This window comes from uncultured Devosia sp. (assembly GCF_913055165.1).
GTDB lineage: Bacteria > Pseudomonadota > Alphaproteobacteria > Rhizobiales > Devosiaceae > Devosia.
On the sequence record NZ_CAJXJS010000059.1, the window covers coordinates 1 to 21,963 of the forward strand.

Sequence of the window (21,963 nt, forward strand, 5' to 3'; positions counted from 1 at the left end):
TGGACGGGGTAAGCCCCGGGAGCGTTGCGGGATGCCGTCCGCTACGCCTTTCTAGCATCCCACCGCTAGACAGGAGCAAATTTGCCTTCGGCACGGTGCGTAGTCTTCAGGCATTGCCACCTAAAGTCAGTCTGCTGGACTGATTTTGTGGCGCCCCGCGCCGCCGGTGGCTATTCCCACTCAATCGTACCCGGCGGCTTGCTGGTCACGTCGTAAACCACGCGGTTGATGCCGCGCACTTCGTTGATGATGCGGGTGGCGGTCTTGCCCAGGAAGTTCATGTCGAACTGGTAGAAATCGGCGGTCATGCCGTCGACCGAGGTCACGGCGCGCAGGGCGCAGACGAACTCGTAGGTTCGCCCATCACCCATGACGCCGACGGTCTGCACCGGCAGCAGCACGGCGAAGGCCTGCCAGATCTTGTCGTATTGTCCGGATTTGCGGATTTCATCGAGATAGATGGCGTCGGCCTGGCGCAGGATGTCGAGCTTTTCGCGGGTAATGCCGCCGGGGCAGCGAATCGCAAGGCCCGGCCCCGGGAAGGGGTGACGACCGATAAAGCTCTCCGGAATGCCCAATTCGCGGCCCAGCGCGCGAACCTCGTCCTTGAACAGTTCGCGCAGCGGCTCCACCAGCTGCATGTTCATGCGCTCGGGCAGGCCGCCAACATTGTGGTGCGACTTGATGGTGACCGAAGGCCCGCCAGTGAAGGAGACGCTTTCGATCACGTCGGGATAAAGCGTGCCCTGGGCCAGGAAATCGGCGCCGCCGAGCTTCTTGGCTTCTTCTTCGAACACCTCGATGAACAGGCGCCCGATGATCTTGCGCTTGGTTTCGGGGTCCGTCTGGCCTTCCAGTTCCCCGACGAACAGATCCTCGGCATCGACATGAACGAGCGGAATATTGAACTGGTCGCGGAACATGGTGACGACCTGCTCGCTCTCGTTCAGCCGCATCAGGCCGTGATCGACATAGATGCAGGTGAGCTGGTCGCCGATCGCTTCATGGATGAGCACAGCGGCGACCGAGGAATCGACACCGCCCGAAAGTCCGCAGATAACCTTGCCGCTACCGACCTGCTCGCGGATTTTCTCGATCATCTTCTGGCGATAGGCCGCCATGGTCCAGTTGCTGGCAATGCCGCAGATGTGGTGCACGAAATTGGCGTAGAGCTTGGCGCCGTCGGGCGTATGCACCACCTCGGGATGGAACTGCACCGCCCAGATGCGGCGCGCCTCATTGGCGATCATGGCAAAGGGGGCGTTGGGGGAGGTGCCGACCACCTCAAAGCCCTCGGGCAGCGCCACCACGCGGTCGCCATGGCTCATCCAGACCTGGTGATGCGAACCGATCTCCCAGATCCCCTCCGAAAGGCTGTTGGGCTTTTGAACCGTCACCTCGGCCCGGCCGAACTCCCGGTGATGCCCGGCCTCGACCCGGCCACCCAGCGCCATGCAAAGGGCTTGCTGGCCATAGCAGATACCCAGGATCGGAACGCCCGAATCAAGAATGGCGGGATCGATGGTGGGGGCGTTCTCGTCCAGCGTCGAGGCCGGGCTGCCCGACAGCACCACGCCTTTCGGGTTGAGCTCGGCCATGGCCGCGCCTGCGGACTGGAACGGATGAATTTCGCAATAGACCCCGGTCTCGCGAATGCGGCGCGCAATCAACTGCGTGACTTGCGAACCGAAGTCGACAATGAGAATGGTGTCGTTACGGGAGACGGTATCTGGGTGCTGCATGGCGAGCCTTTAGCCAGAGGATGCGGATTCCGCAAGCGGGGCGTTGGAGGAACGCCCATGCAATATTGGGGGGACCATGGGGAATCAAGCCAATCGCCTGCTGGGCGCCGATTTCGTTCGCGCCAGCGCCTGCATGATCGTGCTTTTCCATCATCTGACGCAGAAGATTGATTTCCGCTCGCCGCTGGGCGATGCCGATATCGCGCAGGTTCTGGCCAATGGCGGCACGTTCGGGGTCGGCATTTTCTTCGTGCTGAGCGGGTTTCTTCTGGCCCGGCCGTTCTGGCAGGCGCTGGACCGAGGCGAGCCTATGCCGTCGCTACGCATCTACACCTTGCGCCGGGCAGCGAGAATCCTGCCGGGCTTCTGGACGGCGCTCACGGTCACCTTCGTGCTGAGCATCCTTGTCTGGGGCGCAACACCGGACATATGGCTCTGGGTGCGCTATTTAGCCGGCTTCTTCCTCGTCAGCGACTGGCACTGGCTCACATTCTTCCCCGTCGAAGTGAACGGACCGCTGTGGTCGATCGGCTTTGAGGCAACGTCCTATATCTTGCTGCCGCTCGGGTTCCTGGGCGTATTCGCGCTGGCTGGCCGGTTGCCCGGTTGGGCCATGCGCATGGTCTTTCTCGGGGTGCCGGCGCTAGCGCTGCTCGGCCATCTGGCGTTCAGTTCCTGGGTGGTGGTCGACCCTTATCGCATGGGCTGGGAATATGGATTGCAGGGCGGCGCCAAGACCTGGATGCCCTGGTTCAACCCCTTCGCCTTCTTCGCCATGTTCTCCGTGGGAGCGCTGGCCGGCGGGCTGCAGGTGCAATTTGCCCGTATCCGTCACTGGGCGATGGACATCGTTTGCCTCGGGGCGCTGGTGGCGGTCGCTATCTATATGTGGGGCGAAGCCTATCGCGAGGCCGGTGAGCTCTATGGCTGGCTGCAGGTGCCGTATCGCTTCCCGACCATGCATCTGCTGATCGGGTTGGTGCTGCTGACCGGACCATCCACCGTCGCTGTCGGACGATTGCTCGACAATCCCGTCACGCGGTTCGTGGCCCAGATCTCGTTCGGTATCTACATCTACCACACCATCGTCATCGAGCTGATCCAGATCTATTTCGTGCCGAAGTTTGTCTATGGCACCATGACCGACGGGCCGCTCTGGCTGATGGCCGTGGCCGCTTCGGTGGGACTATCGGTTACCATCGCCACCGCTTCCTACCGATGGCTGGAAGCGCCGGTGATCAGATGGGCGCGGGGGCTGGAGCAGGCCACTCCAGCCTTGGCGAGACCGCAACCAGCCTAGTTTAGCAGCGCAATCGACAGGTTCAGATAGCCGGCGAAGCTGACCCAGGCGAGATAGGGCGCGAACAGCCATGGAGCGATGGCGTCGTGCCTTCGCGACAGCGCAATGAACCCAGCTATAGACAACCACATGACCACCAGGATGACGAAAGCCAGCCACGGCATCTGCGCCAGGAACCAGACGGGCGACCAGGCCCAGTTGAGCAGCATCTGGGCGCCCCAGAGCTTCATTGCGCCAGACTTGGGCGCCGCAACCCAGATGCGCCAGCCGGCCACCGCAATCATCACATAGAGAGTGAACCAGACCGGGCCAAAGACCCAGTTGGGCGGATTGAGCGGCGGCTTGGCCAGCGATTCGTACCAGGTCCCGGGCTGCGATTGCGTGCCGACCAGGGCGCCTATGCCAATGACCAGAACCAGGAAGACCGCCAGCGCGATCCAGGACTGAGGGGTGCGGTAGTCTGTTGCAGTGGCGTGCATCTCGTTCTCCCCGATTGGGTTTCACAATAGAGAACGGAATGGGCCGCCGGGTGGTTCACTCCGGAGTCCAATGATTGGGCCGCATCATGCTTTCTGCAGCAGGTGGCAGTAGAAGCCGTCCGTTTTGGTGCGGTGGGGCGTCAGGCAGATGCCGCCAGCCGGTGTGGCAAGACCTTCGGGAAGATCGGTGATCAGCGCCCTGCGCCAGGCCGCAGCGATATCCATGCTCTTCAAATCGCCATGCGCCTTGAGGAAGGCGAGGACCTGATCGTCATTCTCTTCAGGCAAAATCGAGCAGGTGATATAGACCAGCGTTCCGCCCGGCTTGAGATAGCGCACGGCCTCTTCCAGGATTGCCGCCTGCTCGGTCTGGCGCTGGGCCAGCAATTCGGGCGTGAGCTTCCACTTCGTATCGGGCCGCCGGCGCCATGTACCGGTCCCTGTGCACGGAGCGTCAACCACGACACGGTCCATTTTGCCGACCAGATCTTCCAGCGCGCCGGCCTGCGGGGCACGCACCTGCGCGTTGCGCACAGCGTTGCGCTTGAGGCGCTCATAAATCGGCGCCAGGCGGGTGCGATCAGCGTCATAGGCAAAGACTTGCCCCTTATTGCCCATGGAAGCGGCCAGGGCGAGCGTCTTTCCCCCTGCCCCGGCGCAAAGATCGAGCACCTGCTCCCCTTCACGCGCCCCGGCCAGGGCGGCGACGATCTGGCTGCCTTGGTCCTGCACCTCGAACCAGCCCTTCTGGTAGCCTTCGTCGGTGGTGACATTGGGCGTGCGTGCGTCACGCGGACCGGCCGGTATGGTGATGCCGAAAGGCGCGATGGTCGTGGTCTGGGGCGAAAACCGGGCCAATGACTTCATGACCTTTTCCGGCGAGGCCTTGAGGGCATTGGCGCGCAGGTCGAGCGAAGGCCGGCCTGCCATCGCCTGCCCCTCGGCGATGAGGTCGCCGTCGAAGGCGCGCTCGAGCGAGGGCAGCAGCCAATTGGGGAAATCCGCCTGAATGCCGGCCGGCGCGGTCGAGAGGTCAGCATTTGCGCCCGCAGCTTCCTCATCGGTCAGGGCATCGGGGGCATGGCTGTCGCCGGCAAAGGCATCATTGAGGGCCGCAGCCGCCTCGCCCCAGTCCCGCATGACCACCGCCAGGACCAGCGCGCGCGGGCTGTCGCTACCCATGGCGAAGCTGTGCGAGGCGCGCCGGCGAAGGGCGTCATAGACCAAATTGCCGATCGCCGCGCGGTCGCCCGCCCCGGCAAAGCGGTTGTTCAGCCCCCAGGCCTTGAGAGCCTCCGAAACCGGTCGGTGCCGCGCCTCGACGTCGGCCAGAACTTCGATGGCAGCGGCTATTCGCCCGGGAAGACGCATGGATCAGGCACTCGGAAGCAGAAGGATACGAAGCACGAGCCATAGCCAGAACAGGCCCAGCACGGCAAGTCCGGCCGTATAGACGATAAAGCGTCGATAGACCCGGTTGGTGGTGACGTGGATAGCGGCATGAGCGTAGCGCAGGCCGACAAACAGCCAGGCCAGCAGGGCCTCAATCCAGCCGGTTCCCCCAACATACAGGGACAGCAGTGCGCCCACAAAGAAGAGAACGGGGAGCTGGAACTGATTGTCGAAGCTGTTCGACAATAGACGCGCCTTGAGCGGATAGGCGGTCCGTTCCACCGCGATCTCCGCCACCGGGATTTCGCCCCGCATGACCCTGGGCACACGTTCCCAACCCATCCAGAGGACCAGCCCAAGGGCCAGCGTGACCTGGGCGAAAATCGCCAGGATGAGGACTTTGTCGAGCAGCGGCACGCACAGGCTCCCTTAGAGATTTGGACCAATCCGGATGGCCCCTATAGCAGAAACGGCGGTGTCCGCGCCCAAATCCGTTCAGCCCGGACTCAGCGTTCGGCCTGTCCTTCTCGCCCGGATCGCCAGACCGTCTCGGTTGAGGTTTCCGACGCCTGGACGATGACTTCGGCATCTGGATCGCCGGAATTGCGGGCCTCTTCTATGGCGGCCTCAATGGCCGCCTCGCGGCTGGTGAACGGTGCGGACGTGGTTCCGCGATTGGTGTGCAACCACGATCCCGCGCGCAGGCAGACTATGTAGTGGCTCTCGCTCATCGACGCTTCCTCCGTTTTTCTACAACGTGGCGAACGCCGCCGCGTTGCAGGAAATGTCGGAAGGCGCCGCCGCTAGCGCCCGCTGCGATAGTTGGGTGCTTCACGCGTGATGGTCACATCATGGACATGGCTTTCACTAAGCGCCGCCCCGGAGATTTTCACGAACACCGAGTTCTCGCGGAAGTCCTTGAGAGTGTGGGCACCCGTGTAGCCCATGGAGGCGCGCAGTCCGCCAGCGAGCTGGTGCAGCACCGCATTGACCGGGCCCTTGTAGGGCACCTGCCCTTCGATGCCCTCGGGGACCAGCTTCATCTGGTCGCGCACATCCTGCTGGAAATAGCGGTCGGCGGAGCCGGCGCCCATGGCGCCCACCGAGCCCATGCCGCGGTAAGACTTGTAGGAGCGTCCCTGGTAGAGGAACACCTCGCCCGGCGCTTCGTCGGTCCCGGCGAGTAGCGACCCCACCATGACGCAGGAGGCGCCACCGGCCAGGGCCTTGGCCATGTCGCCGGAGAATTTGATACCGCCATCGGCGATGATCGGCACACCCGACTTGCTGGCTTCTTCAGCGCAGCCCATCACCGCTGCCAATTGGGGGACGCCGACACCGGCAACGATGCGGGTCGTGCAGATGGAGCCCGGGCCGATGCCGACCTTGATGGCATCGGCACCAGCATCGATCAGTGCCCGTGTAGCTTCCGGAGTGGCCACATTGCCCGCGACGATGCGGGTGGAATTGCTCTCACGCTTGACCCGTTCCACCGCCTCGGCAACACGCACCGAATGGCCATGGGCCGTGTCGATGACGAGGAGATCGACGCCGGCATCGATCAGCTGCAAAGAGCGCTCGAAACCGCCATCGCCCACGGTGGAGGCGGCGGCGACGCGCAGGCGTCCCTGCTCGTCCTTGACCGCGTTGGGATGCAGTTGGGCCTTTTCGATATCCTTGACGGTGATCAGGCCAATGCAGCGATAGTCGGCATCCACCACCAGCAGCTTTTCGATGCGGTTGCGGTGCAGCAGGACCTTGGCCTCTTCCTTGGAGACCCCTTCTCCCACGGTGATCAGGTTGTCCCTGGTCATCAACTCGGAAATCGGCTGATTGGGATTGGAAGCAAAGCGCACATCGCGATTGGTGAGTATCCCGACCAGCTTGCCGATGGCGCGGCCGCCCTTGCCACCGTTTTCAACCACCGGAATGCCGGAAATCCTGCTCTGCTGCATCAGTGCCAGCGCGTCGGAGAGTGTCGCTTCTGGGCCAATGGTAATGGGGTTCACCACCATGCCGCTTTCAAAGCTCTTGACCATCCGCACCTGTTCGGCCTGCTGCTCTGCCGTCAGGTTCTTGTGAATCACGCCCATGCCGCCGGCCTGGGCCATGGCGATGGCCATGTTGGCCTCGGTGACCGTGTCCATGGCAGACGAAAGAATCGGCAGCTTGAGCGCTATGTCCTTGGTGACATAAGTGGATATATCAGTTTCGGTCGGCAGGATGTCGGAGCGCGCCGGCTGCAGCAGCACGTCGTCAAAGGTGAGTGCCGCGTCGCCGGTGATAGTGGTAATGATCTTCGCCAAGGCCAGACCCTTCCTGCCTTCTGATGAAATACAGAACTGTTGGAATGCGAACCGGCGGAGAGGAGCCGCGGGTTCAGGTTGGCGAGGGTCAATAGCACCCGATACCGGGTTTGCCTAGTGGCGAGTGCGCATTGCCCTGATGCGAAGAAGGCCCGATTTGATCGGGGGCAAACCCAGGCAAGGCAGACGGTGCTAGAGTTGTTGGTGAGCGGGACAAGCAGAGGGGCCTGCGATGTACACTTGGCGACTATATCTGCAATACGGAGTTGGCTGGGGGCTGTTGCTGTGGCTTTTCGGCTATCTGCTGGGCATTGCGTTTTTCCCGTTTGTGCCCACCGAGCAGTTGGGCTGGTTCATCACGCCGCTCGGGTTGGCCGCCACGATCTTCGTGCTTTGGCGATGGGCCTATGTGAAGACCATTCAGCAGGGGCTGGTGATCGGGCTGATCTGGGTCGCGATCGCGGTGGTGATGGATTACGTGTTTATCGTGATGCTGCTGCAGCCGGCGGACGGCTACTACAAGGCTGATGTCTATCTCTACTATGCCAGCGCGCTGCTGCTGCCCGTTGTCGCCGGAGCATTGCGCGCCAGGAGCTAGATCATGGCCGGGACCGCCTTTTTGGACTAGGCGCGAGCTTCGGATCGGCCCATAGTGTGCATGCCGCGTTCGCGGCCGTTCCAAATCATCCCGGTTTCTTGTCTTGATCCGCGTTACCCCGCTCATCCTGGCGGTCGCCCTGTTCATGGAACAGATGGACTCGACCGTTATTGCCACATCGCTGCCGGCGATCGCGGCTGATATCGGCACTGAGCCCATTGCGTTGAAACTGGCGCTAACCGCCTATTTCGTCGCGCTGGCGATCTTCATCCCCATCAGCGGCTGGATGGCGGACCGGTTTGGCGCCAAGAACATCTTCCGCCTGGCGATATTCGTATTCATGCTGGGCTCCCTGGCCTGTTCCTTTGCCTATTCGCTCGAAACCTTCGTGGCGTCGCGATTCTTCCAGGGCATCGGCTCATCAATGATGACGCCCGTCGGGCGCCTGCTGCTGGTGCGCTCGACGCCGCGCAACGAACTGGTGGCAGCCATGGCCTGGCTGACCATACCGGCCCTGGTGGCACCGGTCACCGGACCATTGATCGGCGGCTTTCTCACCACCTATCTTTCCTGGCACTGGATCTTCTGGATCAACATCCCGATCGGCATTGCGGGCATCATATTCTCGAGCATCTATCTTCAGGTGCCGGACGAGCGGACGCCACGGCCGGTGGATATCGTGGGCTTCTTCATCGCTGCCATCGCCTTTGCCGGCTGCGTTTTCGGACTGTCAGTCATTAGCCTTCCGGCCCTGCCGATCATCTATGGGTATCTGACTCTGGCCATCGGCGTGACAGCGGCCCTGTTCTACCTGCTGCATGCGCGAAAGGCGAAATATCCGCTGCTCGATCCAAAGCTGTTCCGCCACGGCCTGTTCCGATCCTCGATCACGGGCGGCTCGATGTTCCGCATCGGCGTGGGCGCCATGCCGTTCCTGCTTCCCCTGATGCTGCAGCTCGGTTTCGGGCTCAACCCTTTCCAGTCCGGCGCCATCACCTTCATTTCCGCCATTGGCGCCATCATGAGCAAGTTCATTGCCGAGCGCATCTTTGCCCGCTTCGGCTTTCCCCGGGTCCTGGGCTTTTCGGCCGTATTTGGTGGTGTGCTGATCGCGGCCCAGGGGCTTTTCACTGCAGAAACTCCGGTGGCGGTGATGATGATCATCCTGCTCGTGGGCGGCGTGCTGCGATCGATCTTTTTCACCGGCACCAACGCCATTGGATATGCCGATATCTCCGATGAGGAGGCCAGCCAGGCTACCGCCATCGTCGCGGTGGGCCAGCAATTGTCCGTGGCGTTCGGGGTGGCTGTCGCCGGTGCCATTCTCGAAGTCACCAGCACTCTCAGCGGCGGACACCTGACGCTGCTCAATTTCCAGATCGCTTTTTTCACCGTCGGGGGCCTGAGCGCGCTTGCCGGCCTTATCTTTTTCCGCCTGCCACATGATGCGGGCAGCAATGTTTCCGGCCACGGCGCCGCCAGGGAGTGAGCGGTTCCGGAAACCGGGCCCGACCAATAGATGTCACGCGCAACACCACTGATCCTTGCTACGGCGCTGTTCATGGAGAACATGGACTCCACCGTCATCGCCACCTCGCTGGCCGCCATCGCCCAGGATATCGGCACAGACCCGATTTCTCTCAAGCTGGCGCTCACGGCCTATCTGGTGGCGCTGGCCATATTCATTCCGATTTCAAGCTGGATGGCGGACCGCTTCGGCGCTCGCCGTGTGTTCCGTGTCGCCATGCTGGTCTTCATAATCGGCTCGATTGCCTGTGCATTTTCCAGCTCACTGGCGCAGTTCGTCGGCGCCCGCTTCATCCAGGGCATGGGTGGCGCGATGATGGGGCCGGTGGCGCGCCTTGTCCTCGTCCGGTCGACACCGCGGCACCAGTTGGTCGACGCCATGGCCTGGCTGACCATCCCTGCCCTCATCGGCCCGATCGTCGGCCCACCCTTTGGCGGCTTCCTGACCACCTATTTCTCCTGGCACTGGATCTTCATCATCAATGTGCCCATCGGCCTTCTCGGCATTCTGATGGTGGGATATGCGCTGCCCAATGAGCAGCGGAACAAGCCGCGCAATATCGATGGCAAGGGCTTCGTGCTGGCGGGCCTGGCCTTCGCGCTCTTTGCCTTTGGCTGCTCGGTCATCAGCCTGCCCGCCCTGCCCCCGATCTATGGCGTGGTGGCCGCCACGCTGGGGATCGGGCTGGGCTATTTCTACACGCGCCATGCTCTGGCCACCGAATTCCCGCTGCTTGACCTGAGATTGCTGCGCCTGCCCATCTTCCGGGTGTCGGTCGTGGCGGGCAGCTTCTTTCGCCTCGGCCAGGGTGCGGTGCCCTTCCTCTTTCCGCTGATGCTCCAGTTGAGTTTCGGGCTGAGCCCGTTCGAAAGCGGCATGGTGACCTTCGTTGCCGCCATTGGCGCGCTTGCGGCCAAGTTTGTCGCCAACTGGATTTTCAAGAACTGGGGCTTCAAATATCCCCTGGTCATCTCCACCCTGGTTTCGACACTGGGCATTCTGGTCATGGGCTTCTACGTGCCCGGCACGCCGATTCCCCTGATCCTGGGCATCCTCGTCTTCACCGGGTTCTGGCAATCCACGTTCTGGACGGGCTCGAATGCCTTTGTGTTCGCCGATGTGGAGGACAAGGATGCGGGGCAGGCCAATGTCATCAGCCAGGTCTGGGGCCAGTTGATGTTCGCCATGGGCGTCGCGCTGGGCGGCGGCATGCTGGAGCTGGCGCATCGCCTGCGTGGCGGGGGCGAACTGGCCCTGATCGACTTCCACATCGCCTTCTATGTGGTCGCCGCAGTCAGCGCCGTCGCCGTGGTCATGTTCCTGCGCCTGCCCCGCAATGCCGGCCACCAGCTATTGGGCGGGCCGCACGTGCATTGAGGCGCGCGCCTCAGTCCCTGTCGGCCTCATCCGCGTCGCGGACCGACGGCGCAGCCTTGAACCCCTTGGCCACCAGGTAGGCCTCCGCCGAATCCTTGCGGCTCGAGGGTGGCTTGACGTGGAAGGTCGAGGTGAAGTGGCGCTTGAGCATGTGCAGAAGCTCATGCTCGGTGCCGCCCTGGAACACCTTGGCCACGAAGGACCCGCCGGGATTGAGCACCTGGATGGCAAAATCGGCGGCAATTTCGATCAAGTGAACGATGCGCAGATGGTCGGTGGCGCGATGGCCGGTCGTTGGCCAGGCCATGTCGCTCATCACCACATCGGCCTTGTGGCCGCCCAGGGCTTCGATGAGCATGGCTGGCGCGTCGTCCTCGGTGAAATCCTTCTTGAACAGGATCACCCCTGGAATGGGGTCCATGTCGAGATAGTCGATGCCGACCACCAGCGGATTGGCATCGGTCGAGCCAACCGCCGCCGCCGCCACTTGCGACCATCCTCCCGGCGCCGCGCCCAGGTCGACCACCCGGTTGCCGCGCTTGAAGAACTTATGCTTCTCGTTCATTTCCTTGATCTTGAAGGCGGCGCGCGAGCGATAGCCTTCGGCGCGGGCGCGCGCGACATAGGGGTCGTTGAGCTGGCGTTCGAGCCATTTGGTCGAGGCGACCTTGCGCCCCTTTGCCGTCTTCACCCGGATCTTGAGATCCTTGTCGGATTTGCGGCCGCCCGTGCCCAGAGCCTTGTTATTGGCCATTGCCCTGCCTCCTGGGATAACGGTTTGGCCGCTTGTGCGGACGATCCGCATCCATCAGCGAAATCAAGATGCCCTCACGCAGGCCGCGATCGGCAACGCGGACGCGCTCGGTCGGCCATTCCCGGCGGATGGCCTCAAAAATGGCGCAACCGGGCAGCACCAGATCGGCCCTGTCCTTGCCGATGCAGGGATGCGCCACGCGGCGCGCAAAGGGCATGCCCAGCAGCGCCCGCATGGTCTGGTCCACCGCGTCGCGCCCCATCCACAGCCCATCCACCTTCTGGCGCTCATAGCGCTCAAGACCCAAATGCAGGCCCGCCAGCGTGGTAACCGTGCCGGAGGTGCCGATCAGGTGCACCGGGTGGCTGCCGATCATCTGCCGCAGCTTTTCGCGGCCGCGGAACTGGCGCAGATGCGAACCCACATAGTCCACCATGGCCTCGAACACCTCGGGAGTGACATCGACGCCGCCGAACTTCTCGGCGATCGAGACCACGCCGACTGGCAGGGATTGCCAGGAGCGGATGGAGGCCGACATGCGCCCCTGGGCGCGCGGCCGCCCACCCCGGAAATCGAGCCAGGCCAGTTCGGACGAGCCGCCACCGATATCGAACATCAGGGCGCCCTGCGCGGCACCATCAATGAGGTCGGCGCAGCCGGTCACCGCCAGTTCGGCTTCGGTGCGGCGGTCGACAATTTCCAGCTCCAGCCCGGTCTCGTTCTTCACGCGCTCCAGGAAAGCGGGGCCATTCTCGGCCGCCCGGCAGGCCTCGGTGGCGATCAGGCGCATGCGGGTGGGTTGGTGGTCGCGCAGCTTGTTGCGGCACTGGCGCAGCGCATCGAGCGTCCGTTCCATGGCCGCGTCCGAAAGCCGGCCGGTGACCGACACGCCCTCGCCCAGCCGGACGATTCGGGTAAATCCGTCCAGCACGCGAAATCCGCGGTCATGCGGGCGGGCGATCAACAGCCGGCAATTATTGGTGCCCAGGTCCAGCGCCGCATAAAGCGGCCCCCGGCCGCGCCTGGGATGGGGGGCGTTTGGGGTCCGTTGCGCCGGCACGACCGGCGCGGATGCACCGACCCTCTCCTTCCGGACAGGACCGGAAGAAACGCCGGCCCCCGCCTCGTCCAGAACGGACGCGGCCAGGGCGGACCGAACAGAATCGGTCACTGGTGGCTCCTTGGTGCGCGGTCGCCGGGACCGGATAAACCGGCCGCGCCCGAACGCACCTCATGTTGCGTTGTCGAGATCGACGGTAGAGCAAGGCAGGCCCAAGCGCAATGTAAAGCATTCCGCCACCCCGGCCGGCCACGGCCAAAAGCTGGGATAAAATGATGCCTGGCGCACAATCCGGGATCACCGCGCTTGCATTCGGGCCAAGCTTTGTCTAATGACACCCCCGTCGCGCTTCGCCGCCCCACCCGAGGGCACCAGCGCCACACCGCCGGCAGGCACCTGCTGGGGAATAGTTCAATGGTAGAACAGCGGACTCTGACTCCGTCGATCTTGGTTCGAATCCAGGTTCCCCAGCCAAATCTCCCAGTAATTTTGCATCACTGGCAGTTGCGCCACCCATAGCGGCACAGCGTGCAGGCAATTTTTCGCGGTTGCGCCGGGCTCGGTTCGCATCCGGCGACACGCGTGGCTGAGCCCGAATAGCAGGCGACCCTGCCCCGTTGGGAGGAGCAGGGCCGGTCTCGGCTGGTGGCGAATGTTTCAGGCTACCGCAGCTTGGGCCGTTGGTGGCGACTTGGCCCCGGTCATGAACGCCACCGCGTCGGACATGGTGTAATCCTTGGGGTCGATGACGCAGAGGCGGCGGCCGAGCCGGTGCACGTGGATGCGGTCGGCAACCTCAAACACATGCGGCATGTTGTGGCTGATCAGGATGATCGGGATGCCGCGCGCCCGCACGTCCTGGATGAGGTCGAGCACGCGCCGGGATTCCTTGACACCGAGCGCCGCGGTCGGCTCGTCGAGGATGATGACCTTGGAGCCGAAGGCCGCTGCGCGGGCCACGGCCACGCCCTGGCGCTGGCCGCCGGACAGCGTTTCAACTGCCTGGTTGATGTTCTGGATGGTCATCAAGCCCAGTTCGGAAAGTTTTTCGCGCGCGATGCGCTCCATGGTCGGGCGATCCAGCTGGCGCAAGACCTTGCCCATAAAGCCGGTCTTGCGGATTTCGCGGCCCATGAACATGTTGTCGGCAATCGACAGGGCCGGCGACATGGCCAGGGTCTGGTACACCGTTTCGACCCCCGCATTGCGCGCGTCGATCGGCGAGGCAAAATGCACCTTCTGGCCATCAAGGAAGATGTCGCCGCTATCGGGCTGGATGGCGCCCGAGAGCGCCTTGATCAGCGATGACTTGCCGGCGCCATTGTCGCCGATGACGGCCAGGATTTCCCCGGGCATCAGGTCGAAATCGCAATTGTCCAGGGCGGTGACGCGGCCATAGCGCTTGTTGAGGGCGCGGGCGGAAAGAATGGGTTCCATCAGGCTGAGACCTTTCTGATCCACTGGTCCACGGCGACAGCGCCGATGATGAGCGCGCCGATGAGCAGATATGTCCATTGTGCGTCGGCACCGAGCAGCCGCAGGCCCAATGAGAAGACGCCGACGATCAGGGCACCGAAGAACATGCCCAGGATCGAGCCGCGCCCGCCGAACAGCGAGATGCCGCCAATCACCACGGCGGTGATGGATTCGATATTTGCGGACTGGCCGGAGGTGGGCGAGACCGAACCGATACGGCCGATGAGCACCCAGCCGGCAAAGGCGCAGATGAGCCCGGACAGCGCATAGACCGAGATCAGCACCTTGCGCGAATTGACACCCGAGAGTTCAGCAGCGTCCGGATCGTCACCGACCGCATAGACATGCCGGCCCCAGGCGGTGTGTCGCAGCACATAGGCCAGGAGCAGTACCAGGAGGATGAAGAAAATCACGCCATAGGTGAAGACGGCGCCCCCGATCGAGAAGGACTGGCCGAAGAACTGCAGCAGCGGCGCGCTGGCCTCGATCTCCTGGGCGCGGATGGTCTCGTTGCCCGAATAGAGGAAGTTGGTGGCAAGGGCGATCTGCCACATGCCCAGGGTGACGATGAAGGGCGGCAATTTGATGCGGGCGATCAGCCAGCCATTGATGAAGCCGATAAAGGTGCCCACCGCCAGGCCACAGGCGACGGCAACGGCCGGCGGCAAGCCAAGGCGGAAGGTGAACTGGCCCATGATCACCGAGCTCAGCACCATGATGGCGCCGACCGAGAGGTCAATGCCGGCGGTCAGGATCACCAGCGATTGGGCTGCGCCAACGATGCCGACAATGGCGACCTGCTGCAGGATGAGCGTCAGGGCGAATGAGGAGAAGAACTTGGTGCCCAGCAAGGCGCCGAAGACGATGATGCTGGCGATCAGCACAATCAGCGGCACGAGTGCCGGATTGGAGTGCAGGGCGTGCTGCACGCGCGAAATCAGGGTGTGCTGATAGGCAAAGCTGGCGATGGACTCGCCGCCGGGCGCGAGGCCGCTCTCGGCCCCCGACTGGTTGGACATGGGTTTCCTCCCCGGTTTCCCATTGGCCTGGCAGGGGCGGCCATGGCCCTCCCCTGCCAGATCATATCTCAGATTTCAGATTAGCCCCAGCAGAGGGCCGCGCCCTCGGTGCTGTCGATGGATTCGACGCCATCCACCGGCTCATCGGTAACCAGCTTCACGCCGGTATCGAAGAAGTCCTTGCCGGGGGTCGGCTCCGGCTTGGCGCCGCTATCGGCCCAGGCCTTGATGGCCTCCACGCCCAGCGCCGCCATCTGCAGCGGATATTGCTGGGAGGTCGCGCCGATGACGCCGTCCTTGACGTTGGCGACGCCCGGGCAACCACCATCCACCGAGACGATCAGCACGTCGTTTTCGCGGCCGAAGGACTTGAGGGCCTCATAGGCGCCGGCGGCGGAGGGCTCGTTGATGGTGTAGACCACATTGATCATGGGGTCCTTGGCGAGGAGGTTTTCCATGGCCTTGCGGCCGCCTTCCTCGTTGCCGGCGGTCACGTCGTGACCAACGATGCGCGGATCGGTTTCATCGCCCCATTTGTTGGGATCGCCCAGATCGATGCCGAAGCCCTGCAGGAAGCCCTGGTCGCGCAGCACGTCGACGCTGGGCTGGCTGACGGCGAGATCGAGCATGGCGATCTTGGCATTGGCCACGCCATCGGCGCCGAGCTTGCCGGCAGCCCATTTGCCGATCAGCTCACCGGCGATGAAATTGTCCGTCGCGAAGGTGGCGTCCGCAGCGTCGATCGGCGTCAGGGGCGTATCGAGCGCAATAACGACAAGGCCCGCATCCCGCGCCTTCTGCACCGACTGAACGATGGCAGAGGTGTCCGAGGCGGTGATCAGGATGCCGCTGGCGCCGTCGGCAATGCAGGTTTCAATGGCCGCAACCTGGGTCTCGTGGTCGCCGTCGATCTTGCCGGCGAAGGACTTCAGCGTCACGCCCAGCTCGGCCGCCTTGGCCTCGGCGCCTTCTTTCATCTTGACGAAGAAGGGGTTGGTGTCGGTCTTGGTGATCAGGCACGCGGATACGTCCTGCGCCATGGCTGTGGACGACATGGCGGCAAGGCACAGGGCTGTGCCAACAAGCAGTTTTTTCAAGGTTCTCTCTCCCAATTCGGCCGGAAATGCGGGGTTCCTCTGCCCCGCCCGAAGCCGGCCTTGCACGATTGACGCTCCCATGGTGGCGACAATCAGATGGCGCGTCAATATATAAATCTACTTTATTTATTTATTTTGCCTCGACCATCTTCCGCTTGTGGAAAGGTGTCTCTATGGTGCCCGCCATGGGAGAGCCGATCATCAGAACCGTCAGCCGGGGCGTGAACCAGAGTGGGGTTCGCGACTATAATGAGCGCCTGCTGCTGACGCTGCTGCAGCGCCATGGCCCCACGGCCGGCAGCGATCTGGCGCGGCTGGCCAATCTCTCCCCCCAGACCGTCTCAATCATCCTGCGCGAGATGGAGGCGGAGGGATTGCTGGCGCGTGGAACGCCGGTCAAAGGCAAGGTCGGCAAGCCATCTGTGCCGATGAGCCTGGCCGAGGGCGGCGTCTTTTCCTTTGGCTACAAGATCGGGCGCCGCAGCGCCGTGCTGCTGCTGACCGATTTTCGCGGCACCGTGCGGCATCAGCTGCAAGCGACCTATCAATATCCCCTGCCCGAGCCCATCTTCGCCTTTCTGCGCGAAGGCCTGGAAGACATCCTGGCGCGCTGCACGCCGGCCGAGCGGGAGCGAATCTGCGGGATCGGCGTCGGCACGCCCTTCGAGCTGTGGAAATGGAGCGAGCTGGTGGGCGCGCCGGCCGATCAGTTCGCCTCCTGGCGCGATATCGACATCGCCGCCGAGGTGAGCAAGTTCACCACCCTGCCCGTTTCGGTGGTCAACGACGCCACTGCGGGCTGCCAGGCCGAGCACATCTATGGCCGTGGCAAGGAGTTTCGCGACTACGCCTATTTCTTCATCGGTGCCTTTGTGGGCGGCGGCATCGTCCTCAACCATTCCGTCTATCCGGGCCATCATGGCAATGCCGGGGCCCTGGGCTCGCTGCGCAGCTTCGGCCCCCAAGGCGAGAGCCAGCAATTGATCGACACGGCGTCGATCCACCTGCTTGAAGCGCGCCTGGCCGAAAACGGGCTCGATCCCGCGGCCCTGTGGGAGCAACCGCAGGATTGGGACCGGTTTGCCAAGTTCGTTGAGCCCTGGATCGGCCGGACGGCGCAGGAACTGGCGCGCGCCAGCCTCTCGGCCTGTGCGGTGATCGATTTCGAAGCCATCCTGATCGATGGCGCTTTCCCCACTTCGGTCAAGCATGAGCTGGTGGAGCGAACCCGCCGCTATCTGGTCAACCAGGACATGCGGGGGCTGATCGCGCCCAAGGTCGAAGCGGCCGCGGTAGGCTTCAATGCCCGCGCCATTGGCGCCGCGACCACCCCGCTGTTCGAGCGCTATTTCATGAACAGCAATCTGCGCCTGCTGGTGTGATTATGCCGCTGCGGTCTTCCTGCTCTCGGCCCGCAGCGTGCGTGCCGCGGCGACCAGATTCTCCAGCGAAGCCCGAACTTCGGGCCAGCCCCGCGTCTTCAATCCGCAATCGGGATTGACCCAGAGCTGGTCGGCCGGAATGGATCGGGCGGCCTTGCGGATAAGGGCTTCCATATCCGCCTGTCCGGGCACGCGCGGCGCGTGGATATCCCAGACCCCCGGGCCGATTTCATTGGGATAGCTGTAGTCGCCGAACGCCTTGAGCAATTCCATGTCGGACCGGGAGGTCTCGATGGAGATCACGTCAGCGTCCATTTCGGCAATGGCGGGCATGATGTCGTTGAACTCGGCATAGCACATATGGGTGTGGATCTGCGTGTCATCAGCGACGCCGGAGGCGGTCAGGCGGAAGCAATCCACCGCCCAGCGCAGATAGGCGTCCCAATCGGCCCGGCGCAGCGGCAGGCCTTCGCGCAGCGCCGGCTCATCGATCTGGATGATTCCGATACCGGCCCGTTCGAGGTTGAGCACCTCATCCCGGATAGCCAGGCCAATCTGGCGGCAGGTCTCCGAACGCGACTGGTCGACCCGCACAAAGCTCCATTGCAGGATGGTGACCGGCCCGGTCAGCATGCCTTTCATGGGCCTGTCGGTGAGGGACGCCGCAAAGGCCGACCAGCGCACGGTCATCGGCGCCGGGCGCGAGACATCGCCATAGATCACCGGCGGCTTGACGCAGCGGCTGCCATAGGATTGCACCCAGCCATTTTTGGTGAACGCGAAACCGTCGAGCTGTTCGCCAAAATACTCCACCATGTCATTGCGCTCGAATTCGCCATGCACCAGCACGTCGAGCCCCAGCTCTTCCTGGATGCGAATGGCGTTTTCGGTTTCCTGTTCGAGGAAGGCGTCATAGCCGGCCCGGTCGAGCTCCCCTTTCCTGAAGGCCGCGCGGGCCTGCCTCACCTCTTTGGTCTGGGGGAATGAGCCAATGGTGGTGGTCGGATAGTCAGGCAGATTGAAGCGGGCGCGCTGCCTGTCGCGGCGACTGGCAAAGGGTGAACCGCGATCGAGGGCGATGGCTTCGCCAACGCGGGCCTTGACCTCGGGCCGGTGAATGCGCGGGCTGGCCCTGTGCGCCGCAATGGCCGCAGCGCTGGCGTCGAACGCTGCTCTGGCGGCGCCCCTGCCCCGCTTCTGCGCGATGGTGAGCGCCGAAACCTCGTCCAGCTTCTGCCGGGCAAAGGCCAGCCAGGATTTCAGCTCATCGTCCAGCGCGGTTTCCGCTTCGAGATCGACGGGGCTGTGCAGCAGCGAGCAGGATGGCGCGATTTCCAGCCGATCCGGGCCGATATGATCCCAGGCCTTGCTGACCAGGCCGAACGCCGCATCCAGATCCGTGCGCCAGATATTGCGGCCATCGACCACGCCGACCGACAAGGTTTTGTCCGCCGGAAGGGCCGCCAGCACGGCGTCGAGCTGAGCGGGGGCGCGGACGAGATCGACATGCAAACCAGCAACCGGGAGCTTGGCGGCAAGCGCGGCATTGTCGCGCAGATCGCCGAAATAGGTGGTCAGCAGGATATCGGGACCGGCCTTGCCCAGCACCGCATAGGCCTTTTCGAGGGCTGCCTTCTGCTTGTCGGAGAGGTCGAGCACCAGCACCGGCTCATCGATCTGCACCCATTGGGCGCCCTCCGCCTTGAGCTGGCCCAGCAGCTCGCCATAGACCGGCAGCAGGTCGTCGAGCAGGTCGAGCGGGTCGAACCCGTCATCCTTGGCCTTGGCCAGGCTCAGGAAGGTCACCGGCCCCAGGATTACCGGGCGCGTGTCGAGGCCCAGCGCCCTGGCCTCGCGGAAATGGTCGAGTGGCTTTCTGGCGTCGAGCGCGAAGCGCTGCCCGCGATGCAGTTCGGGCACGATGAAGTGGTAATTGGTGTCGAACCACTTGGTCATCTCCATGGCCGGTGCGGCATCGGTGCCGCGGGCCATGGCGAAATAGCGAGCGTCCGGGTCGGCGATCTCGGCAAAGCGCGGCGGGATGGCGCCGACCAGCACCGATGTGTCGAGCACATGGTCATAGAGCGAAAAGTCGTTCGAGGGGATCACCTCGATCCCGGCCGCGCGCTGTAGGCTCCAGTGGCGGGCGCGGAGCTGGGCCGCAGTAGCGTGCAGGGTGGCAGCGTCGCTTTCGCCCTTCCAGTAGGATTCGAGGGCCTTTTTCAGCTCGCGGTTGAGGCCGATGCGGGGAAAGCCGAGATTGGCTGAGCGGGTCATGGAAACTTCCGTTTGCGAATAGGCGCGCAGGATCGCCCGCAGAAACGCGGCGCAATCAGGCGCGAAAAATGAAAGATTGCGCCCGACGCTGGTGTCAGCGCGGGCGCATCAGGGCTGGGTTGGGGTCAATCTAGACCGCCCAGCAGCGTCGCATTCGGAAGTGGTGACGGATCGTCATGGTCGTGTCCTCCGGCCGATCCACCCGATCGGCTGCAGTTGGCAATTCACGCCCATGGTAGGTCTCCTGGCTCGCGGATCGAACCGGGCATTCCCCTTCCCGGCCTATTCGACCAGTGGGCAAACGAACACCCGTCTCCGCCAACAGTTGCGGGGGCAGCTCCGGACTTGGGGTTTTGCACCCCGCACCGGCATTCCCTGTTATCCCCTCGCGGGGACCATGGACCTGTGCAGGATGGCGGAGGGGGGCTGGGGTGTCAATGGGGATATAAAGATTTCTTTATATCCCTGTTATTGGCAACTCAGGCTCCTGCTGGAATGACCGGCGCTTGGGGGTCGTGCGGCCCCGGAACATGTCCGGAGGGGACGACTTTTCCGGCGCCGAGCACATGCTTCTCCTGATCGTCAAAAAAGATATGCGCGCCGAATGCCTTTAAGATTGGCCACTTATCGAATACGCCTACGAAATGGGCTTCGTCCGCAGGTGTGCCCCAGGCCCGCAAGGTGTGAATAACTCGAGCATGGGCTGGCGCGTTGCGAGCCGTGACAATTGCAATACGAACTTTACTCACACCCTCTGGCGTCATGTAGATGGAGCGCAAGATCGACAGCTTGTGTAGGAACGCGGCGAATGGGCCATGCGACATGGGGTTGGTTGCGTTATCTCGCTCATGCTCCAAAAACGCTTCAATGCCCTTCTGCTTATAAATTTCGTCAGACTGGGCGCTGAAGACGACAGCATCTCCGTCGAAGGCGATCCTGACTTCGTGTTCGGCCTGCTCAGATTGGGGCGCGGGCACCGGGCCAAGCTTGGCTGAAGCTGCGCCAGCATCTACGGCAGCTTGAACATCAGCTTCTTCGTTCGAAAGAAACAGATCAATATTCCAAGCCGAAACAAATGGACCGATCGGACGCCCGCTGGTGAAGCTACCAGTTTTGATGGGCAGGCCATATTTCTCGATGGAATTGAACGCACGAAGTGAGAGGTCAGGCGAATTGCGCGAAAGCAGGACAACCTCAACGAATGGATCAGCGCCCGGCTCGTTTAGAGCCAAGAGTCGTTTGATAACGTCGAACCCTGAACCCTTTCCGACAATAGTTTTCTCTCGCTGCAATTGCAGCCGACAGTAGGCGTCGACGCCCTGCTGAAGGAAAACGGTATGCTCCTCTTCGAGGTCGAACAATGCTCTTGTAGAAACCCCAATCCTGAGTGGCGATGCGCGCAAGCTAGCGGCCAGAGCCGCGTAATCTGGTGAGCCGTCCAATGCAGGCGCTTCAGTGCCAGGGGGCAGCTCTTCCGCTTTTTGCAAGATCAAAAATCCCAGTCTTCGTCCTCTGTGGCAATCGCCTTGCCGATGACGTAGCTCGACCCGGACCCCGAGAAGAAGTCGTGGTTCTCGTCGGCATTGGGCGAGAGGGCGGAGAGGATCGCCGCGTTGACCTTGCAGGCTTCGGGCGGGAACAGGGCTTCGTAGCCCAGATTCATCAGCGCCTTGTTGGCATTGTAGTGGAGGAACTTCTTGACGTCCTCGGAAAGGCCGACGCCGTCATAAAGATCTTCGGTATAGCGCGCTTCGTTTTCGTAAAGCTCGAACAGGAAGTCGAAGGCGAAGTCCTTGATCTCCTGCTTGCGCGCGTCGCTTAAGCGCTCCAACTCACGCTGGAACTTGTAGCCGATATAGTAGCCATGCACGGCCTCGTCGCGGATGATGAGGCGGATGAGGTCGGCGGTATTGGTCAGCTTGGCGCGGCTCGACCAGTACATGGGCAGGTAGAAGCCCGAATAGAACAGGAAGCTTTCCAGGAAGGTCGAGGCGATCTTCTTTTTCAGCGAATCCCCGCTCTCATACTGGGCCAGGATGAGCTGGGCCTTGCGCTGCAGGAACTCGTTTTCCTCACTCCAGCGATAGGCATCGTCCACGTCCGGCGTCAGGCACAGGGTCGAGAAGATCGAGGAATAGGAGCGGGCATGCACCGCTTCCATGAAGGAGATGTTGGA

At 62.9% G+C, this 21,963-nt stretch carries 19 protein-coding genes, 1 tRNA gene and 1 riboswitch; of the genes, 6 read left to right on the forward strand and 14 right to left on the reverse strand.

Annotation, left to right across the window (positions count from 1 at the left end):
• Nucleotides 1-170: 170 nt before the first annotated feature.
• Complete coding sequence (guaA, locus tag QZ564_RS15625) at nt 171-1,742, reverse strand: glutamine-hydrolyzing GMP synthase (protein ID WP_297111978.1); 1,572 nt, start codon at nt 1,740-1,742, stop codon at nt 171-173.
• Nucleotides 1,743-1,818: 76 nt separating this feature from the next.
• On the opposite strand from guaA, the gene QZ564_RS15630 reads away from it, so the two are divergent.
• Nucleotides 1,819-3,042 (forward strand): acyltransferase, encoded by a 1,224-nt coding sequence (locus tag QZ564_RS15630; protein ID WP_297111980.1) that lies wholly within the window; start codon nt 1,819-1,821, stop codon nt 3,040-3,042.
• On the opposite strand, the gene QZ564_RS15635 is transcribed toward QZ564_RS15630, so the two are convergent.
• The 5 genes from QZ564_RS15635 to guaB all read right to left on the reverse strand — a co-directional run bounded on the left by QZ564_RS15635 (nt 3,039) and on the right by guaB (nt 7,219).
• Complete coding sequence (locus tag QZ564_RS15635; RefSeq protein ID WP_297111982.1) at nt 3,039-3,521, reverse strand: TspO/MBR family protein; 483 nt, start codon at nt 3,519-3,521, stop codon at nt 3,039-3,041. The two genes, QZ564_RS15630 and QZ564_RS15635, sit on opposite strands and share 4 nt — an antisense overlap.
• 84 nt (nt 3,522-3,605) lie before the next feature.
• Nucleotides 3,606-4,892, reverse strand: a complete 1,287-nt coding sequence (locus tag QZ564_RS15640) for an RsmB/NOP family class I SAM-dependent RNA methyltransferase (RefSeq protein WP_297111984.1) — start codon at nt 4,890-4,892, stop codon at nt 3,606-3,608.
• A gap of 3 nt (nt 4,893-4,895) precedes the next feature.
• Complete coding sequence (locus QZ564_RS15645) at nt 4,896-5,330, reverse strand: MAPEG family protein (RefSeq protein ID WP_297111986.1); 435 nt, start codon at nt 5,328-5,330, stop codon at nt 4,896-4,898.
• A gap of 89 nt (nt 5,331-5,419) precedes the next feature.
• Complete coding sequence (locus QZ564_RS15650) at nt 5,420-5,644, reverse strand: DUF2188 domain-containing protein (protein WP_297111988.1); 225 nt, start codon at nt 5,642-5,644, stop codon at nt 5,420-5,422.
• 72 nt (nt 5,645-5,716) lie between these two features.
• The gene (guaB, locus tag QZ564_RS15655; protein WP_297111990.1) at nt 5,717-7,219 is read right to left on the reverse strand and encodes an IMP dehydrogenase; all 1,503 of its coding nucleotides are present in this window, start codon (nt 7,217-7,219) and stop codon (nt 5,717-5,719) included.
• A 232-nt stretch (nt 7,220-7,451) separates the two neighbouring features.
• On the opposite strand from guaB, the gene QZ564_RS15660 reads away from it, so the two are divergent.
• The 3 genes from QZ564_RS15660 (at nt 7,452) to QZ564_RS15670 (ending at nt 10,722) form a co-directional block, all read left to right on the forward strand.
• A complete protein-coding gene (locus tag QZ564_RS15660; RefSeq protein WP_297111993.1) occupies nt 7,452-7,817 on the forward strand; it encodes a hypothetical protein in 366 nt (121 codons plus the stop codon).
• Between the two features lie 103 nt (nt 7,818-7,920).
• Nucleotides 7,921-9,306 (forward strand): MFS transporter, encoded by a 1,386-nt coding sequence (locus QZ564_RS15665; RefSeq protein ID WP_297111995.1) that lies wholly within the window; start codon nt 7,921-7,923, stop codon nt 9,304-9,306.
• 30 nt (nt 9,307-9,336) lie between these two features.
• Complete coding sequence (locus tag QZ564_RS15670) at nt 9,337-10,722, forward strand: MFS transporter (RefSeq protein ID WP_297111997.1); 1,386 nt, start codon at nt 9,337-9,339, stop codon at nt 10,720-10,722.
• 10 nt (nt 10,723-10,732) lie between these two features.
• On the opposite strand, the gene QZ564_RS15675 is transcribed toward QZ564_RS15670, so the two are convergent.
• Together QZ564_RS15675 and QZ564_RS15680 are read right to left on the reverse strand one after the other, a co-directional pair.
• A complete protein-coding gene (locus tag QZ564_RS15675; protein WP_297111999.1) occupies nt 10,733-11,476 on the reverse strand; it encodes an RlmE family RNA methyltransferase in 744 nt (247 codons plus the stop codon).
• Nucleotides 11,466-12,647 carry a Ppx/GppA phosphatase family protein gene (locus QZ564_RS15680; RefSeq protein ID WP_297112001.1) on the reverse strand — a complete coding sequence of 394 codons (1,182 nt, stop codon included), beginning with the start codon at nt 12,645-12,647 and terminating at the stop codon, nt 11,466-11,468. Before QZ564_RS15680 ends, QZ564_RS15675 begins: the two co-directional genes overlap by 11 nt.
• 289 nt (nt 12,648-12,936) lie before the next feature.
• Here QZ564_RS15680 and QZ564_RS15685 point away from each other — a divergent pair.
• Nucleotides 12,937-13,010 (forward strand) — tRNA-Gln (locus QZ564_RS15685).
• A gap of 183 nt (nt 13,011-13,193) precedes the next feature.
• Here the strand turns inward: QZ564_RS15685 and QZ564_RS15690 are convergent.
• From QZ564_RS15690 to QZ564_RS15700, 3 genes are all read right to left on the reverse strand, one after another.
• Nucleotides 13,194-13,973: an ATP-binding cassette domain-containing protein gene (locus QZ564_RS15690; protein WP_297112003.1), complete on the reverse strand. Its 780-nt coding sequence runs from the start codon at nt 13,971-13,973 to the stop codon at nt 13,194-13,196.
• Nucleotides 13,973-15,031: an ABC transporter permease gene (locus QZ564_RS15695; protein WP_297112005.1), complete on the reverse strand. Its 1,059-nt coding sequence runs from the start codon at nt 15,029-15,031 to the stop codon at nt 13,973-13,975. Before QZ564_RS15695 ends, QZ564_RS15690 begins: the two co-directional genes overlap by 1 nt.
• Nucleotides 15,032-15,111: 80 nt before the next feature.
• Nucleotides 15,112-16,086: a sugar ABC transporter substrate-binding protein gene (locus QZ564_RS15700; RefSeq protein ID WP_297112017.1), complete on the reverse strand. Its 975-nt coding sequence runs from the start codon at nt 16,084-16,086 to the stop codon at nt 15,112-15,114.
• 227 nt (nt 16,087-16,313) lie between these two features.
• Here QZ564_RS15700 and QZ564_RS15705 point away from each other — a divergent pair, with 227 nt between their 5' ends.
• A complete protein-coding gene (locus QZ564_RS15705) occupies nt 16,314-17,510 on the forward strand; it encodes an ROK family transcriptional regulator (protein WP_297112007.1) in 1,197 nt (398 codons plus the stop codon).
• On the opposite strand, the gene metE is transcribed toward QZ564_RS15705, so the two are convergent.
• The 3 genes from metE to QZ564_RS15720 all read right to left on the reverse strand — a co-directional run.
• Complete coding sequence (metE, locus tag QZ564_RS15710; RefSeq protein WP_297112009.1) at nt 17,511-19,787, reverse strand: 5-methyltetrahydropteroyltriglutamate--homocysteine S-methyltransferase; 2,277 nt, start codon at nt 19,785-19,787, stop codon at nt 17,511-17,513. It lies immediately after the preceding gene.
• 216 nt (nt 19,788-20,003) lie between these two features.
• Nucleotides 20,004-20,202, reverse strand: a riboswitch (cobalamin riboswitch).
• A 64-nt stretch (nt 20,203-20,266) separates the two neighbouring features.
• Nucleotides 20,267-21,274 carry a 5'-nucleotidase gene (locus QZ564_RS15715; protein WP_297112012.1) on the reverse strand — a complete coding sequence of 336 codons (1,008 nt, stop codon included), beginning with the start codon at nt 21,272-21,274 and terminating at the stop codon, nt 20,267-20,269.
• 2 nt (nt 21,275-21,276) lie between these two features.
• On the reverse strand, nt 21,277-21,963 hold a 687-nt coding region (locus tag QZ564_RS15720), incomplete at its 5' end, for a ribonucleotide-diphosphate reductase subunit beta (protein ID WP_297112014.1).

What these genes read in the sequence shown, in the direction of transcription:
- guaA (WP_297111978.1), bottom strand. Translation starts at nt 1,742, where the DNA reads ATGCAGCACCCAGATACCGTCTCCCGTAACGACACCATTCTCATTGTC.
- QZ564_RS15630 (WP_297111980.1), top strand. Translation starts at nt 1,819, where the DNA reads ATGGGGAATCAAGCCAATCGCCTGCTGGGCGCCGATTTCGTTCGCGCC.
- QZ564_RS15635 (WP_297111982.1), bottom strand. Translation starts at nt 3,521, where the DNA reads ATGCACGCCACTGCAACAGACTACCGCACCCCTCAGTCCTGGATCGCG.
- QZ564_RS15640 (WP_297111984.1), bottom strand. Translation starts at nt 4,892, where the DNA reads ATGCGTCTTCCCGGGCGAATAGCCGCTGCCATCGAAGTTCTGGCCGAC.
- QZ564_RS15650 (WP_297111988.1), bottom strand. Translation starts at nt 5,644, where the DNA reads ATGAGCGAGAGCCACTACATAGTCTGCCTGCGCGCGGGATCGTGGTTG.
- QZ564_RS15660 (WP_297111993.1), top strand. Translation starts at nt 7,452, where the DNA reads ATGTACACTTGGCGACTATATCTGCAATACGGAGTTGGCTGGGGGCTG.
- QZ564_RS15670 (WP_297111997.1), top strand. Translation starts at nt 9,337, where the DNA reads ATGTCACGCGCAACACCACTGATCCTTGCTACGGCGCTGTTCATGGAG.
- QZ564_RS15675 (WP_297111999.1), bottom strand. Translation starts at nt 11,476, where the DNA reads ATGGCCAATAACAAGGCTCTGGGCACGGGCGGCCGCAAATCCGACAAG.
- QZ564_RS15690 (WP_297112003.1), bottom strand. Translation starts at nt 13,973, where the DNA reads ATGGAACCCATTCTTTCCGCCCGCGCCCTCAACAAGCGCTATGGCCGC.
- QZ564_RS15695 (WP_297112005.1), bottom strand. Translation starts at nt 15,031, where the DNA reads ATGTCCAACCAGTCGGGGGCCGAGAGCGGCCTCGCGCCCGGCGGCGAG.
- QZ564_RS15700 (WP_297112017.1), bottom strand. Translation starts at nt 16,086, where the DNA reads ATGTCGTCCACAGCCATGGCGCAGGACGTATCCGCGTGCCTGATCACC.
- QZ564_RS15705 (WP_297112007.1), top strand. Translation starts at nt 16,314, where the DNA reads ATGGGAGAGCCGATCATCAGAACCGTCAGCCGGGGCGTGAACCAGAGT.
- metE (WP_297112009.1), bottom strand. Translation starts at nt 19,787, where the DNA reads ATGACCCGCTCAGCCAATCTCGGCTTTCCCCGCATCGGCCTCAACCGC.